Annotated in this window: 17 protein-coding genes and 1 pseudogene; 16 read left to right on the forward strand and 2 right to left on the reverse strand. The window is 40.8% G+C overall.

Translation table 11 applies throughout. The features are described from left to right. The first annotated feature begins 3 nt into the window (after positions 1 to 3). The 15 genes and pseudogenes from recJ to MHH56_RS09515 all read left to right on the forward strand — a co-directional run bounded on the left by recJ (position 4) and on the right by MHH56_RS09515 (position 18,869). Positions 4 to 2,022, forward strand: coding sequence for a single-stranded-DNA-specific exonuclease RecJ (gene recJ / locus MHH56_RS09445; RefSeq protein ID WP_339207881.1), 2,019 nt, complete (start codon positions 4 to 6; stop codon positions 2,020 to 2,022). A gap of 22 nt (positions 2,023 to 2,044) precedes the next feature. Continuing rightward, positions 2,045 to 2,575, forward strand: a complete 531-nt coding sequence (locus tag MHH56_RS09450) for an adenine phosphoribosyltransferase (RefSeq protein WP_076270828.1) — start codon at positions 2,045 to 2,047, stop codon at positions 2,573 to 2,575. Positions 2,576 to 2,773: 198 nt separating this feature from the next. Further along, complete coding sequence (locus tag MHH56_RS09455) at positions 2,774 to 4,954, forward strand: bifunctional (p)ppGpp synthetase/guanosine-3',5'-bis(diphosphate) 3'-pyrophosphohydrolase (protein ID WP_076270827.1); 2,181 nt, start codon at positions 2,774 to 2,776, stop codon at positions 4,952 to 4,954. Between the two features lie 54 nt (positions 4,955 to 5,008). Continuing rightward, the gene (gene dtd, locus MHH56_RS09460; RefSeq protein WP_076270826.1) at positions 5,009 to 5,452 is read left to right on the forward strand and encodes a D-aminoacyl-tRNA deacylase; all 444 of its coding nucleotides are present in this window, start codon (positions 5,009 to 5,011) and stop codon (positions 5,450 to 5,452) included. A gap of 92 nt (positions 5,453 to 5,544) precedes the next feature. After that, a complete protein-coding gene (locus MHH56_RS09465; RefSeq protein WP_179089914.1) occupies positions 5,545 to 5,715 on the forward strand; it encodes a hypothetical protein in 171 nt (56 codons plus the stop codon). A 332-nt stretch (positions 5,716 to 6,047) separates the two neighbouring features. Next, the gene (locus MHH56_RS09470; protein WP_179089913.1) at positions 6,048 to 6,200 is read left to right on the forward strand and encodes a hypothetical protein; all 153 of its coding nucleotides are present in this window, start codon (positions 6,048 to 6,050) and stop codon (positions 6,198 to 6,200) included. Positions 6,201 to 6,387: 187 nt separating this feature from the next. Continuing rightward, a complete protein-coding gene (gene hisS / locus MHH56_RS09475; RefSeq protein ID WP_339207883.1) occupies positions 6,388 to 7,653 on the forward strand; it encodes a histidine--tRNA ligase in 1,266 nt (421 codons plus the stop codon). Between the two features lie 28 nt (positions 7,654 to 7,681). After that, positions 7,682 to 9,502, forward strand: coding sequence for an aspartate--tRNA ligase (aspS, locus tag MHH56_RS09480; RefSeq protein ID WP_339207884.1), 1,821 nt, complete (start codon positions 7,682 to 7,684; stop codon positions 9,500 to 9,502). A gap of 29 nt (positions 9,503 to 9,531) precedes the next feature. Then, positions 9,532 to 10,287 (forward strand): tRNA threonylcarbamoyladenosine dehydratase, encoded by a 756-nt coding sequence (locus MHH56_RS09485; protein ID WP_339207885.1) that lies wholly within the window; start codon positions 9,532 to 9,534, stop codon positions 10,285 to 10,287. Positions 10,288 to 10,934: 647 nt separating this feature from the next. Next, positions 10,935 to 11,288, forward strand: a pseudogene (locus MHH56_RS09490) (AAA family ATPase); the annotation flags it as partial. Between the two features lie 712 nt (positions 11,289 to 12,000). Next, positions 12,001 to 13,194 (forward strand): tyrosine-type recombinase/integrase, encoded by a 1,194-nt coding sequence (locus MHH56_RS09495; protein ID WP_339207886.1) that lies wholly within the window; start codon positions 12,001 to 12,003, stop codon positions 13,192 to 13,194. Further along, positions 13,169 to 15,382: a site-specific integrase gene (locus MHH56_RS09500; protein WP_339207887.1), complete on the forward strand. Its 2,214-nt coding sequence runs from the start codon at positions 13,169 to 13,171 to the stop codon at positions 15,380 to 15,382. The genes MHH56_RS09495 and MHH56_RS09500 overlap by 26 nt, the downstream gene beginning before the upstream one ends. After that, a complete protein-coding gene (locus tag MHH56_RS09505; RefSeq protein ID WP_339207888.1) occupies positions 15,354 to 17,012 on the forward strand; it encodes a tyrosine-type recombinase/integrase in 1,659 nt (552 codons plus the stop codon). The genes MHH56_RS09500 and MHH56_RS09505 overlap by 29 nt, the downstream gene beginning before the upstream one ends. Continuing rightward, complete coding sequence (locus MHH56_RS09510; RefSeq protein ID WP_339207889.1) at positions 17,013 to 17,486, forward strand: hypothetical protein; 474 nt, start codon at positions 17,013 to 17,015, stop codon at positions 17,484 to 17,486. A gap of 117 nt (positions 17,487 to 17,603) precedes the next feature. Continuing rightward, entirely contained in the window at positions 17,604 to 18,869 is a 1,266-nt protein-coding gene (locus tag MHH56_RS09515; RefSeq protein ID WP_339207890.1) for a replication-associated recombination protein A, read from the forward strand. Between the two features lie 24 nt (positions 18,870 to 18,893). Here MHH56_RS09515 and MHH56_RS09520 read toward each other — a convergent pair whose 3' ends face one another. After that, complete coding sequence (locus tag MHH56_RS09520; RefSeq protein WP_339207891.1) at positions 18,894 to 19,481, reverse strand: hypothetical protein; 588 nt, start codon at positions 19,479 to 19,481, stop codon at positions 18,894 to 18,896. Between the two features lie 329 nt (positions 19,482 to 19,810). Here MHH56_RS09520 and MHH56_RS09525 point away from each other — a divergent pair, with 329 nt between their 5' ends. Further along, positions 19,811 to 20,419 (forward strand): hypothetical protein, encoded by a 609-nt coding sequence (locus tag MHH56_RS09525; RefSeq protein WP_339207892.1) that lies wholly within the window; start codon positions 19,811 to 19,813, stop codon positions 20,417 to 20,419. Here MHH56_RS09525 and MHH56_RS09530 read toward each other — a convergent pair. Then, positions 20,414 to 20,734: a helix-turn-helix domain-containing protein gene (locus tag MHH56_RS09530; RefSeq protein WP_339207893.1), complete on the reverse strand. Its 321-nt coding sequence runs from the start codon at positions 20,732 to 20,734 to the stop codon at positions 20,414 to 20,416. The two genes, MHH56_RS09525 and MHH56_RS09530, sit on opposite strands and share 6 nt — an antisense overlap. Between the last annotated feature and the right edge of the window lie 139 nt (positions 20,735 to 20,873).

The following is a 20,873-nucleotide window of genomic DNA, read 5'->3' on the forward strand; positions in this document are numbered from 1 at the left end:
AGCATGATTCAAAGGAAGACAAGATGGGCTGTAGCGCCATGGTCTGCGGACGACGAAGCAAAAGCGAAGGATTTGGCAGCGAATCTTAGTTTGCCGCCGCTAGTAGCGAGACTACTCGTGCAGCGTGGCTTTGATGATACCGAAGCGGCTGAACGTTTTTTGCGAGGCGGGGTGGAGCATTTTCATGATCCCTATTTATTGCTAGGAATGGAGGCTGCCGTTGCACGCATAAAGCGAGCAGCAGCCAACAATGAGAAAATAAGGATTTATGGCGATTACGATGCGGATGGCGTTTCAAGCACATCTTTATTGGTACATTTATTTCGATCATTAAATTATGAATTTGATTATTATATTCCTCATCGTGCTTTGGAAGGTTACGGATTAAACAAAAAAGCGATTGAGCTGGCTGCTGAAGAGGGCATCGGTTTAATTGTTACGGTTGATACGGGCATCAGCGCTGTTGAAGAAATTGATTATGCGAAACAGCTCGGGATTGATGTTGTTGTTACTGATCATCACGAGCCGCCAGAGCAAATCCCAAATGCTGCAGCAGTCGTTAATCCGAAGCAAGAAGGCTGCACTTATCCGTTCAAAGGGCTTGCGGGCGTAGGCGTTGCATTCAAGCTGGCACATGCGTTATTAGAGCGCCCTCCGCTTGAGTGGGCCGATATTGTGAGTCTTGGAACAGTAGCAGATTTAATGCCGCTTAAAGACGAGAATCGTATTTTTGTTCGCTGCGGCTTGGAACGATTGAAGAACCATGCAGGGGTAGGCTTCCGAGCGCTGGCAGAGGCTGGCGGCATTGAGCTGGACAGCATTACTGCGACAGGCATTGCTTTTGGAATGGCACCGCGCATCAATGCAGCTGGAAGGCTCGATCATGCGAAACGTGCAGTCGAACTGCTCACAACCGACGATTATGACAATGCGATTTTGACTGCAATCGGACTGGACAGTCTAAACAAAGAACGGCAGCGCGTAGTGGAGAGTATCGTGAAGGAAGCCGAGCTGCAGTGGCAGACCAAATGCGACGATGCTGCAGCCGCGAATGTATCACCTCCGCCAGTTATTGTGCTCTCAGGTGAAGGCTGGAACGTTGGCGTCATCGGTATCGTTGCCTCCAAACTGCTTGAACGCAATTATAAGCCTGTTATTATTCTTGGGATAGATGAGCAGACAGGGATGTGTAAAGGCTCTGCGCGCTCCATAGAAGGCTTCGACCTGCATGCAGCCCTTACAGCTTGCGACGAGCTGCTCGATCATTACGGAGGACACCAGGCCGCTGCTGGAATGAGTCTTCATCGCGATCGACTATCTGAATTTGAACAGAAACTTGGCGAGCTGGCTGCTGAATGGCTGAGCGCTGACGATTGGATTCCCAAAACGTCTGTTGATCTTGTATGCTCGGTTAGCGAAGCCACTCTCGATACAATTACTGAGCTTTCACAGCTTGAGCCGTTCGGGATGGGAAATCCATCGCCAAGATTGCTGTTTCAGAAGACGGAGCTTGCAGATCGTCGTACGATAGGCAAGGAGTCAAGACACTTAAAGCTGTCTCTAGGAAGCGGCCGTCGTCTATTAGACGGTATCGGCTTCAGTATGGGAATGCTAGCAGAAGGATTAAAGCCGGGCAGCAAAATAGATGTTGTCGGCGAATTATCTGTTAATGAGTGGAATGGGCAGCGTAAACCTCAGCTTCAACTGCATGATGTGCATTTTGATCCTGCTGCTGTCGAATTTCCAGAGCGCGAGCAATTCGGCAAAGTGTATCAACTGTTGAAACAGCTGGGGGAAGTTCCGCTTCAAGGATTAAATGCTCGCTTATCGAAGCAAAGTGGTTTATCCTTAGAGACGGTTGAGCTTATGCTGGCAGTATTCGAGGAGCTGCAATTTATTAACCGAGACAATGGTTTGATGCAGGCAGCAGCCTCACCTCAGAAACGTGATTTAGCTACTTCTGAACGTTACCGAGAAGCAAAAGCACAATTTGAAGCAACACAAATTATAATGAATAGTTAGAATTGGAAAGGGTTGACCTCAAGTGTCCAACACACAATACAACTTCAAAGATTACATCCGGGTAATTCCTGATTTCCCGCAACCAGGTATCCGTTTCAAAGATATTACGACGCTTCTGAAAGACGGAGGAGCATATCGTGCTGCGATTGAAGAGATGCGAGTTGCCGTACAGGATATGAAAATTGACGTCATTGCAGGACCAGAAGCTCGCGGCTTCGTAGTAGGCGCACCGCTAGCGATTGCGCTAGGCGTAGGTTTTGCTCCGATTCGCAAAAGCGGCAAGCTGCCGGGCGAGACGATTACAGCAAGCTACGATTTGGAGTATGGACAGGATAAACTGGCTATGCACAAGGATGCAATCACACCGGGCCAACGCGTACTCATTGCTGACGATCTGCTTGCAACAGGCGGAACGATCGCAACATCGATCAATTTGATTGAGCAGCTTGGCGGTGAAGTAGTAGGCGCAGCTTTTCTAATTGAGCTTGCATACTTAACTGGCCGTGAAAAGCTTAAAGGAATCGACGTATTCTCACTAATGACTTACTCATAATTCAAGCAGCAAGATTGCTCTATAAAATGACCGCCTATCCCCCTTATTCGCATTTTGCGAGAAGGCCAGGCGGTTTTATTTTATTGCTGGAGGTCTCTGGTAGTTGACGCGGTACTGTGATTACAGGCATAATATTATAAAAACTCGGAAAACGCATGAATGGGATCCGCCAGGAGTGTAATCAGAAAGGGACGTTTCATGGGCATTGAGCATTTACTCGAGAAGGCATCCGCCTATATGAAAGAGCAGGACCTTATACGCATCCAGGAAGCCTATGACTTTGCGGAGCAAGCCCATCACGGACAAGTACGGAAATCGGGAGAGCCATATATTCTGCACCCCGTAGCGGTGGCGGATATTCTTGTTGATATGCAAATGGACGTGCTGTCCATTATCGCAGCATTGCTCCATGATGTCGTTGAGGATACAACTGTTGATTTGCAGACGGTGCGTGCGAAATTTGGCGAAACTTGTGCGATGCTGGTAGACGGTCTAACGAAGCTCGAAAAAATTCAATTTCGTTCTAAAGAAGAGCAGCAAAACGAAAACTATCGTAAAATGTTTGTCGCCATGGCTCAGGACATTCGCGTCATTTTGATTAAATTGGCTGACCGGCTTCATAACATGCGCACGCTGAAGTTCCAATCGGAAGAAGCACAGCGTCGTATCGCTTATGAAACGTTGGAAATATTTTGTCCGATTGCTCATCGCCTCGGTATTTCAGCTATCAAATGGGAAATGGAAGATATTGCTCTTCGTTATTTGAATCCGCAGCAATATTACCGTATCGCCAATCTCATGAAGAAGAAGCGTGCGGAACGCGAGCAGTTTATTGACGATGTCATCTCCCGGATTACCGAGAAGCTCGAAGAAATGGGTATTGAAGGTGATATTTCTGGTCGCCCTAAGCATTTGTACAGCATTTACAAAAAAATGACCGATCGCAACAAGCAGTTTACAGAGATTTATGATCTGCTTGCTATTCGTATAATCGTTGATAATATTAAGGACTGCTATGCTACGCTCGGAATTATTCATACGCTCTGGAAACCGATGCCTGGTCGCTTTAAGGACTACATCGCGATGCCGAAGGCGAATATGTATCAATCGCTGCATACGACCGTTATAGGGCCAAATGGAGAGCCTACAGAGGTACAGATTCGTACTTGGGAAATGCATCGCACCTCGGAATACGGAATTGCAGCACATTGGGCTTACAAAGAGGGTTCGCTTGTACCAGGCGGCAACTTTGAAGATAAAATGTCATGGTTCCGAGAAATCTTAGAGCTTCAGCATGAAGCGCGCGATGCGTCGGAGTTTATGGAGTCGCTAAAAATGGACTTCTTTGCCGATCTCGTATTTGTATTTACGCCTAGCGGTGAAGTCATAGAACTGCCAGCTGGTTCTGTACCGCTTGACTTCGCCTACCGGATTCATACGGAAGTGGGCAATCGAACGATTGGCGCGAAGTTGAATGGTCGAATTGTGCCGCTTGACCATAAGCTCAAAACCGGGGATATTGTTGAAATATTAACGTCGAAGCATTCTTATGGACCAAGTCAGGATTGGGTGAAAATTGCGCAGTCCTCACACGCTAGAAGCAAAATTCGGCAATGGTTCAAGAAAGAGCGTCGCGAAGAAAATGTAGCAAAAGGCAAGGATCTGCTTGAGCGTGAGCTGAAGCGTTTGGGACTTGAGCCTTCCGCATGGCTGCAGGAAGATAAGCTGCAGGAGGCTGCCGCGAAGTTCGCATTTAACGATATTGAGGATATGATGTCCGCAATCGGCTTTGGCGGGATTACGGCTGCACAAATTTGTACAAAGCTTACAGAGAAGATGCGCAGAGAGGCCGAACTGGCAAGCCAGATTGAGCTTACAAGCGAAATCAAGGAAATAAAATCGCCGGGCAATCGCAAATCACGTCCGAATCAAGGCGTGACTGTGAAGGGCATCGACAATTTGCTCGTTCGTTTTGCACGCTGCTGCAACCCTGTACCGGGAGACGCGATTATCGGGTACATTACCCGAGGGCGCGGCGTTTCAGTCCACCGAATGGATTGTTTGAACATTCCTTTCGGCGATCAGGGCGAAGAGGGCGAACGCGTAATAGAGGTAGAGTGGGAAGATAATATCGACGCCAATTACAGCGTCGATATCGAAATAACCGGACACGATCGCAGAGGCCTTCTGAATGAAGTGCTGCAGGCTGTATCCGAAAGCAAGACGAACATTTCAGCTGTAACCGGACGATCTGTAAAAAACAAAATGTCGCATATTCATATGACGGTGCTTATCCGCAATGTCGAGCACCTTACTTCGGTCGTTGAGAAAATCAAACGAGTGCAGGATATTTATTCTGTTCAACGGATTATGCAATAAACGTTTTGCTCTTGCGGCATCGAGATCAAAACGAATATCGGAGGTTTTTGAGCAGTGAAGGTTGTTGTACAACGCAGTAAACAAGCAAAGGTAGTCATTGAGGGTGAAACAGTAGGTTCAATTGACTCGGGGCTTGTGCTTCTTGTAGGCATGACGCATGAGGACACAGAAGCGGATGTCAAATGGATGGCTGATAAGGTAGCTAACCTGCGTATTTTTGAGGATGAGTCAGGCAAAATGAATCATTCTATTTCAGATGTTGGCGGGCAGCTGCTTTCGGTCTCACAGTTTACACTATATGGAGACTGCCGGAAAGGCAGACGCCCTAACTTCATGGCAGCCGCCAGACCCGAGCAAGCAGAGCAGCTGTATGATTTGTTTAATGAGACGCTTCGTTCCACCGGATTGGTCGTGGAAACGGGGCGTTTTGGTGCGATGATGGACGTGGAGCTCGTGAATTCCGGGCCTATAACGTTAATTTTGGATAGCCGTATTTAACTAAGGCAACGCGGGAAACAATATAGTGTAGGCTGTGCACGCATCATAAGAAGCTTGTACAAGCAGTATGCCATATTGGAGGTAAACCGCGAATGCACCAATCACGCAAGGAACAAGGGATGGAACGAGCCTCTCGAAGACTGCTTCATTCCGATCGCAGAGAAGCTAAAATTTTTGCAGAGCTTGAGGAAGATATGGAAGCGGCGGAGGAGTGGGCGGGTTTCCCGCAGCACCCGCGCCGCGATAATTCGGGTCAACTATAGCATAAGCATACCGCCGCCCAAGCCGAGAGCTGGGGCGGTTATCTTTTGAAATAAACAAATGGAGAAAATAGCATCTACACAAAGTATCCATTAAAACGCTTTCGAAATTGTAATATTACTGTAATCAATCTCTAACTTTTTTTTAATATCATTGACCTATAATAGAACTCGACCCCCTTTTTAAAATATATTTTACTTTTGGACCTACAAATACGTTTTGTAGGTTTTTTTCTGCCTATTTTAAACAGGATGGCGTTGCTTGGGCAGTTCGATCTTGACTTTAATCTTAGTCAGAGGTAAAATTAGTCCTCAGTATAGATATGGATTCGTTGATGGGACAAAGTAATTCTACGCCTTATATTCAGAGAGGGACGTCACTTGGCTGCAAGCGTCCTTATATTGGCAGAATGAACAGACTTCCCGGAGAACAGACGGTGAACGGCAGATGGCAGCAAGCAATTAGGCTTGCAGCTAACGCACAGTAGCTGGACTGCGGATGACGGACGTTAACCGTCTTTGAGCGAGCCGAACGCATAGGATGCAGGCTCGAAATGTGGGTGGTACCACGGGAGATTCACTCTCGTCCCTTATGGCGCAAGCTATTAGGAACGGGAGTTTTTTGCGTTTTCCGAAATTTAACCCGTTTATTATGAGGGCAGGAGGGGTTATTCAATGGCATTTCAGAAAATGCCGGGCACACAGGATATTTTGCCTGGCGCGGTAGAGAGATGGCAGTATGTGGAGCAGAAGGCTCGGGATATTTGTCAGCGTTATAATTTCCGAGAAATTCGTACGCCGATATTTGAATCCACTGAGCTGTTTCAACGGGGCGTCGGTGAAACGACCGACATCGTTGAGAAAGAAATGTATACCTTCACAGACCGCGGCAATCGCAGTCTGACGCTTCGTCCGGAAGGAACTGCAGGCGTCGTGAGGTCTTACGTAGAGAACAAGCTGTACGGCGAGCCAGACGTGTCTAAATTGTATTATATCGGTCCGATGTTCCGTTATGAGCGCCCGCAGGCAGGCCGTTATCGCCAGCTGCATCAATTTGGCGTTGAGGCTATCGGTTCGGTTGATCCTGCTATAGATGCAGAAGTCATTGCACTTGGCTATACCTTTTATACAGAGGTGGGTCTAAAAGGCGTACGCGTAGAAATTAATTCCGTTGGCACACCGGCTGTACGTGCGGTGTTCCGCGAGCGTCTGCTGGCTTTCTTAGAGCCTAAGCGTGAGCTGCTCTGCAAGGATTGCCAATCACGGATGGATCGCAATCCGCTGCGCGTGCTTGATTGCAAGGTCGATCAAGAGCATTTTACGGATGCGCCGTCTATTTTGGACAGCTTGGACGAGGAATGCCAAATTCACTTTGATAAAGTAAAAATGTATTTGAGCGACATGGGCATTCCTTATGAAATCAATCATCGCCTCGTTCGCGGACTCGACTACTATACCCATACGGCTTTCGAATACAAGGCAGAGGGTATCGGTACGATCGATACTGTCGGCGGCGGCGGTCGCTATAACGGCCTAGTATCGGAAATCGGCGGTCCTGACCAGCCGGGTGTCGGTCTTGGTTTAGGTCTTGAAAGAACGATTTTGCTGCTTCAGCATCAAGAAACAGAATTGCCGGTTTTTAATCAAATTGATGTGTATGTGGTTGCGCTTGGAGAAGCTGCAGAACGTGAGGTAACTAAGCTCGTTTACCAGCTAAGACAGCAAGGCATACGTGCAGAGCGCGATTATCTTGGTCGTAAAATGAAGGCGCAAATGAAGTCGGCAGACCGTCTTCAAGCCCGTTTTACAGCTATACTAGGCGACGATGAGCTTGAGCGCGGCGAGATTTCCTTGAAAGACATGACAAAAGGCGAACAGCGTGTTGTTGCACTTGATAAGCTCGCTGAAGAAATTAATAGTTCGTTTGCTACACAAAAATAAATCTAACTAAACGAGGAGAATGAACACAATGTTGTTAAAAACACATCACTGCGGTCGCTTAACGAAAGCGGACGTTGGTCAATCAGTTATTCTAAACGGCTGGGTACAACGTCGCCGCGATCTTGGCGGTGTCCTATTTATCGATCTTCGCGACCGTTCTGGTATTGTACAAACGGTATTTAACCCAGATTTCTCAGGTGACGCACTAGCGATCGCTGACCGTGCTCGTAATGAGTTCGTCCTTGCCATTCAAGGAACAGTAGTGGAGCGCGATGCTGAAACTTACAACGCTAACCTTGCTACCGGTGAAATTGAAGTTCGTGTTACAAAAATTGAAGTGTTGAACGCTGCCAAAACGCCTCCATTCCCAATTGAGGATGGCGTAGAAGTAGACGAGTCGCTTCGCTTGAAATATCGTTACCTTGACCTGCGTCGTCCAGAAATGCAAAAAACGTTGTTGCTTCGTTCGAAAGCAGCAAAGGTTTTCCGAGATTTCCTAGACGGAGAAGGCTTTATCGACGTAGAAACACCAATTTTAACGAAAAGCACGCCTGAAGGCGCGCGTGATTACTTGGTGCCAAGCCGTGTGCATGAAGGTGAGTTTTTTGCATTGCCGCAATCGCCGCAAATCTTTAAGCAGCTTCTAATGGTTGGCGGTATTGAACGCTACTACCAAATCGCTCGCTGCTTCCGCGATGAGGATCTTCGTGCAGACCGTCAACCGGAATTCACGCAAGTCGACATCGAGACTTCTTTCCTTTCGCAAGATCAATTGCTTGCTATGATGGAAGAGCTGACAGCTAAGCTTCTGAAAGAAACAGTTGGCGTAGAGCTTGAGCTTCCGTTCCAACGCATCACTTATGCAGATGCAATGAACAAATACGGCTCCGACAAACCGGATCTTCGTTTTGACCTAGAAATTAAAGATATTACCGATATCGTTTCAACTAGCGATGTAAAAGTATTCGCAAGCGTTGCAGCAGGCGGCGGCGTTGTTAAAGCGTTGAACGCTAAGGGCTGTGCAAGCTGGAGCCGTAAAGAGCTTGATGACTTGCAGCCGTTCGCTGCTCGTTACGGTGGTAAAGGGCTAGCTTGGATCACAGTGAAGGATGGCGAATGGCGCGGGCCGATCGTTAAATTCCTTAAACCGGAAGAGATTGCTTCGCTAACTGAGCGTCTGCAAGTTGAAGATGGCGATTTGCTAACTTTCTCTGCAGATAAGAAAAAAGTGGTTTGTGATGTACTTGGCAACCTGCGCTCTAAGCTTGGTAAAGACCTCGGCTTGATTGACGAATCGAAATTCAAGTTTGCTTGGGTTGTTGACTTCCCATTGCTTGGCTTTGATGAGGATGCGAAGCGTTATGTTGCAGAACACCACCCGTTCACACGTCCAAATGAAGACGACCTTCATTTCTTCGATACGGATCCAGGCCAAATTCGCGCACAAGCATACGATCTAGTTCTGAACGGTTATGAAGTTGGCGGCGGCTCTATGCGTATTTACAAGCGTGAGGTACAAGAACAAATGTTCAAAGCGCTTGGCTTTAACGCGGAAGAAGCACAAGAGAAATTCGGCTTCTTGCTGGATGCATTTGAATATGGAACGCCTCCACACGGCGGTATTGCTTTTGGTTTCGACCGTCTGGTGATGCTGCTTACAGGCCGCACGAATTTGCGTGAGACGATTGCATTCCCAAAAACGGCAAGTGCAACAGATCTTCTCTGCGATGCGCCGTCCGAGGTCGAGCTTTCGCAGCTTGAGCAATTGCATATCCGTACAGTTCTTAAACCGAAGCAACCAGTTGCAGCGGCAGCAGCAACTGCAGCAACAGAAACTAGCGAAAAATAAGCAATCAATACGAAGGAGGCGGCGGCCGGATGCTTCACCAATTTTCACGAACAGAGCTGGCTATTGGGCCAGAGGGGCTAGCGCTAATAAAGGGGAGCACGGTTGCCGTGCTCGGCATCGGAGGCGTTGGCGGCATTGCAGCTGAGGCGCTTGCACGCACCGGAGTTGGACGTATTATACTCGTTGACAAGGACGTTGTAGATATTACGAACGTTAATCGTCAGATTCATGCGCTCACAACGACAGTGGGGCAAGTAAAATCAGAGCTTATGCGCGATCGGATTAAGCTGATTAATCCTGAATGTGATGTCATTGCCCTGCGTATGTTTTATACGGAAGAAACGTTTGAACAGTTTTTCGAGTACCCGCTTGATTATGTTGTTGATGCATCCGATACGATTTCGTATAAGATTCATTTGATCAAGCAATGTCTCGAGAGAAAAATTCCGATTATTTCTAGTATGGGCGCAGCAAATAAGATGGACCCGACGAAATTTCAGGTTGTCGATATTTCGCAGACGCATACCGATCCTTTAGCAAGGGTTATCCGTACTAAGCTTCGTAAGGAAGGCATCAAACGCGGCGTTAAGGTAGTATTCTCAACGGAGCTGCCAATGAAGCCGCGTGAGGATGTTACGAAAAAAATCGTTCCCGAGAATGCGCCTGACATTCGCAAAGCGAAGCAGCCTCCGGCCAGCAATGCATTCGTTCCGCCGGTAGCGGGTCTGATCATGGTTAGTGTCGTCGTGAAGGATTTGCTTGCTGCTGGCGGCATTGAGGTGTAAACGATAACTGTCGGTAAACTGGTGAGAGGCCATAGATCTCCACTCGACAAATAAGAAGCAAAACAATAGCCGATTTGAAAAAAAGCGTCTTCAGCTTTTTTACGAATCGGCTATTTTATATAGGAATTTATAGATTTATTTTAATAAAGGGATTTTATTTCTAGGGCATTGCGGCAAGGCAAGTTTGTTAGGAGTGACTTTACAGGCTTCGGTTTTCTATCCTGCACATTTGCAATAACTTGCCTTGGATTAGCAGTAAAGGACGAGCTATCTTGTATATGCGCAGTAACTTGCTCGTTTTTATGGGTTGTTGACTAAAACATGTGCATCTGTATTGCAAAAATACATCATGGACTACACGTCTAGCACAAAAAGAGTTGCTAGCCTGCAAAAGTACAAGATAGCTCGAACTGCTCATAGTTTAGCACTGAGCGAGCGTGAAAGATTGCTAGCATAAAAAGGAATGAACTTGCTTCCAATTTGTCTGAAATGCAAAATAAATCAATTCAACACTTTTCATAACAGCAGAAAGGACAGCGAAGCTGTTGACGCTTCGGTGATTAGCATACAAGCACATCATTTCTGGCGAACAAATGTGCTTGTATGCTATGATCGGAGTAACAGATGGCAGAAGGTTGGGGAGCAGAATGGATTTATTTTCATTTCAAGAGGAAGAAGCGCCTCGCGCCAGGCTGCTTGCAGATCGCATGCGGCCGCAGACATTAGACGAATATATCGGGCAAGAACATATAGTAGGAACGGGTAAGCTGCTGCGGCGGGCTATTGAAGGCGATCAAGTGTCGTCAATTTTGTTGTATGGTCCGCCGGGCTGCGGTAAAACGACGCTTGCACATATTATATCTTTGCGGACAGCAGGCGAGTTCGTGAAGCTGAACGCGGTAGATGCGTCGGTAAAGGATGTACGTGAAGTTATCGAGCAGGCTCGTACCAACAAAGCGATGTACGGCAAGAAGACGACGCTTTTTCTAGATGTTCTGTACACATTATTTCCATACCTAAGAAGAATGAACTTATGCTCATAACCCTAGATTTTAGAAGGGATTTCATAGAGTGTACTGCCAGAAGGGAACGGTACATGCTATAAAACGATATGATGGAGAGAGTTGATGTTGTAGAGGTGGAGGGCGTAGCCCAACCGAAGGGGCGGGTGGCTATATTTTTATCTTTAAAAGCTTCTCCTCTGTGGATAAATAGAATACAAAAAGTACCAATAGTACAGCCTAGTGGATAACTCCATTGGGCTTTTTTTGTATGCAATTGTCAGACTTAAAAATAACAAATGAATGTGAAAAAGCATACTGGAAACATTTACTACAGTCGTAATTTTATCGTAAAACGTGATGAATTAATTCCACATTATTTTGATGGTAAAACGAATCATCAATCCCAAATAGAGTGAGTAAGAACAAGTGGTTAAACGTCCATTTTAATATTTTAATAAAAATCATTATCAATTATTTAATAATTTTATGAAGGAATTTCATACGAATTTCCACAAAAGTAGCCCTCTTTACAAGGCTAGAAGCCTTGTATTATAGTGCATTGCAAGACCAACCGAATAATTGTCCAACCAAATAATCTCTCCACCATCTGGCATCAAATTACAAATTCTGCGTTTTTCGAGTCGAAATTGTTATAATACTAAAACGATTGAACAATCACTCACATAAACCACAACATAGGGGGGAACTGATGACGTTAAAATTGGAAAAAGCAATCATACCAAATAACCAGACAGAAGAAGTTCAAATTCGATACATCATAACAAAAGATAGAATACCCTTGAATGAAATTAATGCTTGGTTAGATGAAATGAGTACCAATAGTCCATTAACTGGACAACGATATGGATATGTACTAGTTGATTATTTGAACTACCTGAACATTCTCCATCTAAACTATGGGCAAGTCACTAAAACATCAACAATTAAGGGATATGTAAAATTCTTATTGGGCTACAGTGGTGAGGTTGTTAATACAGAAGGGAAGAAAAATCTACGAACGATTCGTTATCATATTTCAGTCATTAAACAATTCTATTCTTGGTTACAAGACAATGGACAAATTGAAAATAATCCTGTGGGATATGGTAGGGGGAAGAATAACAGGGGAAAGGCTTATGTAAAGACCAAATTTCTTTATGGTCAGATTTATAATTTTGACAACTCAAAGAATAGCCCATTCTATGCAAAACTTAGATTTAGTCCAGAACAAAATCATATTAAGTGGTATAACATTGAACAGATTCAAAACTTTATCGATAATCTACCTAGCCATAAAGACCGCTTAATATTTCGTATTAGTGTTGAATGCGGTCTTCGTATTTCTGAAATTCTTGGGATGCACTTAAATGATATTAACCGATTCGAAAACATATTACATGTAAGGCGTAAGGCTAACCATGATAATGAGGCGTATGCAAAAACAAACAATCGTGATATTGAAATACTAAACGATTTACCCATCTATGCAGATGAGTTAATGAATGATATTGAAAATTATATAAATGGAGAACGTGAACAAGCAGACGCTCATCATAGTTCATACCTCTTTCTTAACAATAAAGGCAAGTATAGAGGGATGCCTAGTCGGAGAAGAAATTATTTAAAAATCCTTAAAAGGACAGCGGAGAAAATAGGGATAGATGCTTCCCAGATTAGAACGCATAGTGGGAGAAGCACACGTATTGAGATGTTCACAGAATATGGATTGTCCTTATCCACGGTTTCTGATTATGTTGGAGCCAGCACGAATACCATCCATAAATACTATACAAATAAATCAAATATAAAGAAGAGAAAAGAAACATTGGCTAAACTAGCACCTAGAAGAATTAAGACAAAGGGAGAGGGGCAACAAGATGATAACAGTAAAGAACAGCACTAGAGAATTTCATGGTGGAGCGAATTGCTTTGTTATAAACGATAAAATCATTACATTATCCTTCAAAGCATCGGAATACTTAATCGTCCAAAGAATAGCGAATGAAATATGGGATGCTTTAAAGAACCTAGATATAGAAGCTTTCCGTAAAATTCAAAGAAAATATAAAGATGCGCATGTGTTGAAGATTTCAACAGCGTTTGAAATTGAATATGAAAATATGATTAGACTTATTTGTAATCAATTTCTTGAAAATAAAACGCCTATCACTGCATCAGATGTATTCAAGCAATTGGGATTTCCATCTCCAAAGCAAAACAGACCAGAATATATGTTTGTATACGAGAAAGTTGACATGATTCTCCAAGAATATTTTCAAAAACTATTAGAATCCGTTAAAAGTAACAATATAGAACTTGTTTGGAGTTATGCAACAGCAATTCGAAAGAGAATATTGGGTACTGATGTTGTTCTATCCTGTATTTCACTTGGAAAAGCATTTGAAGATTATCTTGAAAAATGTGTGGAAGAGCTTGAAAAGATTAATCCTAGTTTAGGTTGGTTGCAGCTCTTTAATTATTCGTTATACGGAAGTTTAAGAGCTAGGTCACTTCCCACTGTTAGCATTGTGAAGCATTTTAAGAATAATGAATACAATCCTTTTAAAAAGGCTCGTCATGAAAACTACTTGAAACAAATGGAACATATCAAAAATAAAAAATACCGTTTTGATGATGAACTTTGGACAGTGTATACCATCCAAATAGAATATCTTCATAAACATACGTTTGAATTTAATGACCTTCAAGGTGAGGTTAAGAAACATATAAAACAATATATCAATTATTTATTAGGAGCGAAAGAAAATCCAAAAAAGGTTTCAGAGCGATTGCGTTATATTAAGCTTTGTCTTGAAGTATTGAAGCCATATCAAATTATATCTTTATGGGATTTGAATACTGCTCATGTTCATTATTTAATAAATAAACTCCAAGAAATAAAGACAAAACAAGCAAGTGAGAAAAAATATGGGCTAAGGACGATTAACGGATGCTTCAGTATAATGAAGGTTTTTTATGAGTGGTTGATTGAAAAATATGAAAAGGATAAAGAGAATCCATTCACCAAGTTCTCTTTTCATAACGTTAAGTCATTTTCAAAGAAAATATCATATATTCCTGAAGAGGTCATTCATCAGCTTGAAACTCATTTAGATGAACTACCTGATAGAGTAAAAAGTGCTTGGGTTATTATGATGCATTCTGGAATGAGAATAAGCGAAGCCGTAACATTAGAGGAAGACTGGCTTTATTATGATGATGAACAAAAAACTTGGATGCTGAAATATGTTCCTTGGAAGACTGTAAAGTATAGAAAGGATAAATTCCACGTTATTCCAGCCCATGAGGAGTTAATGAAATATTTTAGATTACAATCAGAGAATACAAGGGAATTGCGAGAAAGGTTAAATACGAAACTTATTTTTTGTTCAGAGCAGTTTAATCGAGGAACGATTACGTCAAAAACTCGAATCAATGTTTTGATAAACAATCTGATTGAGAAATATCAAATTCGAGATAACTTCGGGAAGTTATTCCATTATTCTCATCATCAATGTAGAAAGACGGTTACAACATCATTATTTTCAGAAGGTGCAACTCTTGAAGAGGTCGCTAATTTCGTTGGTCATATAAATCTAAAAACAACAGAGGAGACGTACAAAGATATTCAAATTGATAAATTGGCTCAATTAGAATCAGATTTTTTTAAAAAGTATTTTGATGATTTTGTTGAGTCAGAAGAGCTTAACCCATATTCAGAGTTGGAACGCAAAGCTTTACTTCAAGAAATAATGTTAGGAAGCAGAGAGACACCTGAAGGACATGGCGTTTGTTTTAAACATATTGCATTTGGACCATGCGTTAAACAAAAATGTGCAGGATGCAATTTTCTTATTACGGGTCCACAGCATCTTCCCAAATGGTATCAATTATATAAAGAACAACAAGCTGTTATTCATGAATTGGAGGTTCAGTATCAAGAGAACAATATTCTTGATTATCAGGAATATAAAAGCTATCAAAAGCTAAAACATGATTTAGTCACCTACAAGACCAAAATATTAGAATCTGAAAAGACAGCTAAGAAAGTAGGGGTTTCTATTGAAAGACCAACTGATTTGGTTATCTAATATCAATTATGATGAAAATGAAGATATCATAAAGCAACTTCGCATAAAGACGCAACAATATGGTGATTTTTCTTTTGATGATGATAAGTGGTATTGCAATTACAAACATAAGGATAATCGAAATCGTGCTTTTCATACCATTTATTTTGATAAGGTAAGTTCCAAATACAAATTTTTATTAAAGTGCTATTCGTTATTAAAAAGAGGAGCAATTGCGGTTATTAATACAGATGTCCAACGAATCAACTATTTTCTGAATTTTTTTGACGAACGCTATCCAAATCATTTACTGAGAGATATAGATAAGAAAATGATTTCGAAATATGAGCTACATTTAAGAGAAAATTTTGATACAACTGAAATTAAAAATAACTATTACAGAGTAATTAAAAATTTCTTTGAAATTCTAATCGATTTTCATTTTTCTGAAATGCCAACAGTGAGTCCAACTAAAAGCAGGAATCCTTTTCGTTACAAAATTGAAAAAAATGATGAGCAGTACATTCCCATTGAGGTCATTCGTCAATGGGATAAGATTATGAAAGATGAAACGTTAGATATTCCCCTAGAATTAAGAGCGGCATATTGGGTTTTTAGAAGTTTTCCCAACCGTTCACAAGAGGTATTTGGTTGTAAGTTAGATGCTTTAAAAACGAGTTATAGTTATTACGTATTGTTCGTACCTACTTGGAAACAAAATGGTGGCTATGATATAGCCGAGATGAAGTCATTACCATTAATCAACGTTGGGCATGGGGCTTATGTGATTGATTTGCTACAGAGGCTTGTACATTTAAATAAAAGTCAGTTTCAACATTATGAAACGCTTAGTGATGATAAACGTGATAATTTATTTCTTTACCGTAGATTCAGTTTTAAAGAAATTGATGGGAAATTGGTTACTTATACAGCTCCTCAACATCGTAGATTTTTATCCATTATGACAGGTCATAAGTTTAATATGTCTATGAAGCAACTAGCTCATATTTTAAAAGTAAAAGATAAAAAGGGAAACATATATGCACCTACAAGTCATCAATTTCGTCATAATGCCATTACTGATAGGCTATATATAGGCGGTTATTCAGAAGAACAAGTATCTCAATTATCTAACCATAAGAATACAAACATGCTCAGTAAATATCGTCATCCTTTACGTGATGCAATGAAGAAAATGCTACAAGACAAAAATATACTTTCAGAAAGTGCAGCTGTTGAAGTGAAGGGGAAGTATTGGAATCTTGATGAGAAGACAGTTGCGTTATTAAGAAAAACAAAACCTGATGCTTATTTAACTTGGGAGGCTGGTGGAGCAAAAGGAGTGGGTATTTGCAGTCAAATTGACAAATGTAATCCTCAAGGAACTGCAATACATTTTGAGTGCTATGCTTGCGATTGGTTTGTTCCGAAATCTGAATATCTGGAGTATTACAAAAAGGAATTGGAATATTGGGATAAAAAGATGCAGGAGTATGAAAAACATCCCAAATGGGCTGCATCATTCGAAAACGCCATTCGTAATTCAATTCTTATCGAACGAATCATCCGAATTTGTGAGAATGGCATTGAACGTCATAAAGAAGAACTAATAACTAAAATACTCAACGGAGAATTGACAGGAGATATATAGGTGAATGAAAAATTAACAGAAATTCAAAAACAGCAAAGAGAAGAAACTGTTAAGAAAGTACAAGATGTCATTGAGTTTATTAAATTGAATGAAGGTGACTATGCTGTTCTCACACTTCAAAAACTCATCCATTACAGCGGTGGTCAATTATATAAAAGCATTTTGTATAAAGAACATGTCTTGAAAATATGGAATCCAAAAAAATGGGAATATAAATATGGAAAGAGGCGTGTCTTTAAAGATTATGAGTATGATAAAAATGTGAAGCTCATTCGTAAGGAAGTAGAAGGATTAGAGCAAAAATTAAATGATGCTGAATCGAAGAATTCAAAGTTAAGAACTGAGAACGAAAAGCTAAATGATAAATACAAAGGAATTAAAGTCATGTGGGAAGAAGAACGTGAACTCAATGCTCGATTACGTGGTGAAATTCTACAATTACAGTCTCGTCTTTCAGCTAGAGAAAACGAATAATCGAAATCCTCATCCAGCCTAGTTGGGTGGGGATTTTTTAATTTTTCTTTCTATAAGCATAATGGGCTATAATTATAGGTAGTAGAATCATTATGTTAGGAGAATCAAAATTATAATATGGACTTATTTGAATATAACCTTGAACAGAACCAATCATATAAACCATTAGCAGAACGAATGAGACCCAATAACTTGGACGAGTTTTTTGGTCAAAAGCATTTACTTGCACCAGGTAAGGTTTTACGAAGACTAATTGAAAATGACCGATTAACCAATATGATTTTACAGGGTCCACCATCCAGCGGCAAGACCAGTCTTGCCACAATTATCAGTAAAATGACCAATGCGGAATTCATTAAACTGAATGGAGTCAATTTGGGAATTGCTGACTTACGTGAAGCCATTAAGTCATCGAAAGAGAACTTGCGTCTTTATTCGAAACGAACCATTTTATTTATTGATGAAATTCATGCCATGAAATCAAACGTTCAAGAAGCATTACTTCCACCAAGTGAAGATGGAACATTTATATTGATTGGAGCTACAACCGAAAGTGTCATGCATGACATTATTCCACCGTTGGTTTCACGTTGTAAAATTTATTCTTTTACGCATTTGGAGCCAGAAGACCATAAGCAAATTATTCAGCTTTCTTTACAGAATCAAGAAAGAGGACTGGCTGATAAATATACAATAAGTGATGAAGCTCTTGATTACTTAGTTGATATTACAAATGGGGATGTTCGCAATTCATTAATCGCTTTGGAGAATGCAGCTTACTCGTTACATGGTCGTAACAACATTGAACTGGAACATATTCAAGAAGCAGTTGAACAACGTATCAATGGATTATCACAGACTGACTTTTATGATATCGTTTCTGCCTTCTGTAAATCGCTTAGAGGGAGTAACAGTGATGGGGCGATATATTGGATGGCACGATTACTATATAGTGGTGTAGACCCCATGTATATCGCTAGACGAATGGTTGTACATGCGACAGAAGATGTGGGTATGGCTAACCCAGCGGCGCTACAAATGGCATTAGCAGCGAAAGAAGCAGTTCAGTTCGTGGGGATGCCAGAGTGTCGTATGGCGCTTGCACAAGCTGCTATATTCATTTGTGAGAGTCCTAAGTCCAATTCAGCATATAAAGCCATAAACGCCGCTTTGGAGACCGTTAAGAACGCCAAGCCGTTTGATGTACCAGTTCACCTCAGAGACGGTACAAAGACGTATGTGAACCCCATAGACAATCCAGACACTCAGTTGGAATATTTTCCATCAGAGATGAAATATCATAAGTTCTATAAGCCACAGAACAGTGGTGTGGAAGCTAAAATTTATAATAAGCATATGATTAAACAACAAAGAAGCCAATGAATAGAATTGGCTTCTTTCTTGTATTTATTGTTGTTCCATTCCAAAACTAATATATTTTAATCCCTCAATTTCTTTAACTTTCATAAAGTAAAGATAATCTCCAATTGTTAAGGATTTGTGATATGAAGATTTAGTTGCTATACCTTTAAAACCTAAATCGTACATAACGCTTCGTCTCTCTTCAATACTTAATTCTGGGCTAAAAATACTAACGATAACATTACCAGAAACTGAAAAATCAACAACGTTCTGAGCAGTATCGTTATTGAATATTAGAGTTGTTTCAATTGATTTTATCTCGTTGTTGTTATTGCTAGTTTTTCCTTCTAAATATAACCCTTTATTAAAATCGTATCTAAATGAATTGGTATTGTCTATTTGCTTTATTGTAGGTTCACCTATTCTGATATCTTGGTCCCATGCAACTGCGATTTCGTTAAATCTGTTTATAAATTTAGATGAAGCTATATCAATTGATTGTTGTTCTAATTGATTGTTTGCATTATTAATTTCATCGTTGTTTCCATCAGTAAAGAAAAATGAATAAACTATTAATACACCACATGTAAATAAGAATATAAGAGATAAAATTTCTGTCCCTTTAAGTTTCAATATATCACCTTCCATATAAATTATAAATATATGGAAGTATATATCTGATTTCATAAAATTCAAATTCAATCGCTGTAATTAGAAAAGAACAACCTGTTGGAATCAGATTGTTCTTTAATAGTTTAATAAATATGGCTTTTTTTAAAGCGGTAGCATTCCGCTTAGAAGTCGAAACTTCATAATAAAGTATAAAGTATACACCAAAAATATCCAAATAACTAGTGTTAAAAAGTTTGCAGAATTTCTGCGCATTTCCTTTCGAAATTGTTATAGTAAATATATCGAACAAAAATGTTTGATATATTATACATAAGAAGGGACAAAAAATCATGATAATAAACATTCAACAACCGTTAGAAGAAGAGGCTCGTTTACTTAATCATTTGATTAAACAAAATCAATGGACAAATAAGTTGTTTACCTTTACTCCTGAATACAGGGGAAGCCGCTTACTAATGAAGAATATTTCATCGATTCATGATATTTTTAAAGCTGATGAGCCGTTCGCTTTTATTTATAATGCTGTGAATCAACCATGCGTCATTGTTGAAAATGAGCCAGAATACGTTGCTCTCATCAACGTGAAGTCTTATGCTGCCTATAAACAGGATTTTTTACAAAATGATTTCTATACACTTACTACTGATGCTGATTATATTTTTGCGCTGCTCTTTTTAAATGAGACTTATGTATGGACTCAACTTGCTCAACAAAAAGTGGTAAAACAAAATAATATAAGTGCAGATGAATTTACAACTATAGCTTGTAAATCCGTTGAGATGCACTTGAATTTATTTGGCACATACAAAAACCATTCGAATCTGGTCGAATACTTCTTTCATAAGTTTTCACGACAGTTCAAGGGTATTGCTAAATTTGAAGAGGAACGAATTAAAATGCTTAAACCATTAGGATATATTGTTGGTGGATTCTTATGATGCATCCATAGCTCGTAAGAGTGCAATCACACATTGAAGGTTTCGCTGATTCTTATTAGCGCTTAATATTTTGATTACTTCCTCTTCTAGACTATATAATGAAGGGCTTTTCATAAAAAAATCGGATAGCTGTACATTTAATGTGTTAGAGAGCGATTGAAGCTTTCCGATACTAAAATTTGCTTGCCCAAGCTCCATCGTGTTTAAGTAAGCACGTGTTATATTTGACTGTTTAGCACATTCATCAAGGGTGAGTCCTCGTAATTCACGAATTTCTCTGATTCTATAACCTATATCTTGAAGTGATTGCGTCATTATAATCATCCCATTTCTCATACATTTTTGTATGTTTTCATTCTACCAAAAATGAATGAAGAAAAGGTAAAATTACAATTTCTCTGAGGTTATTGGAAGGGAAACTGATTTATCTTTTAGTCAGAGATTACCCCACATC

Source organism: Paenibacillus sp. FSL K6-3182 (assembly GCF_037976325.1).
Lineage (GTDB): Bacteria > Bacillota > Bacilli > Paenibacillales > Paenibacillaceae > Pristimantibacillus.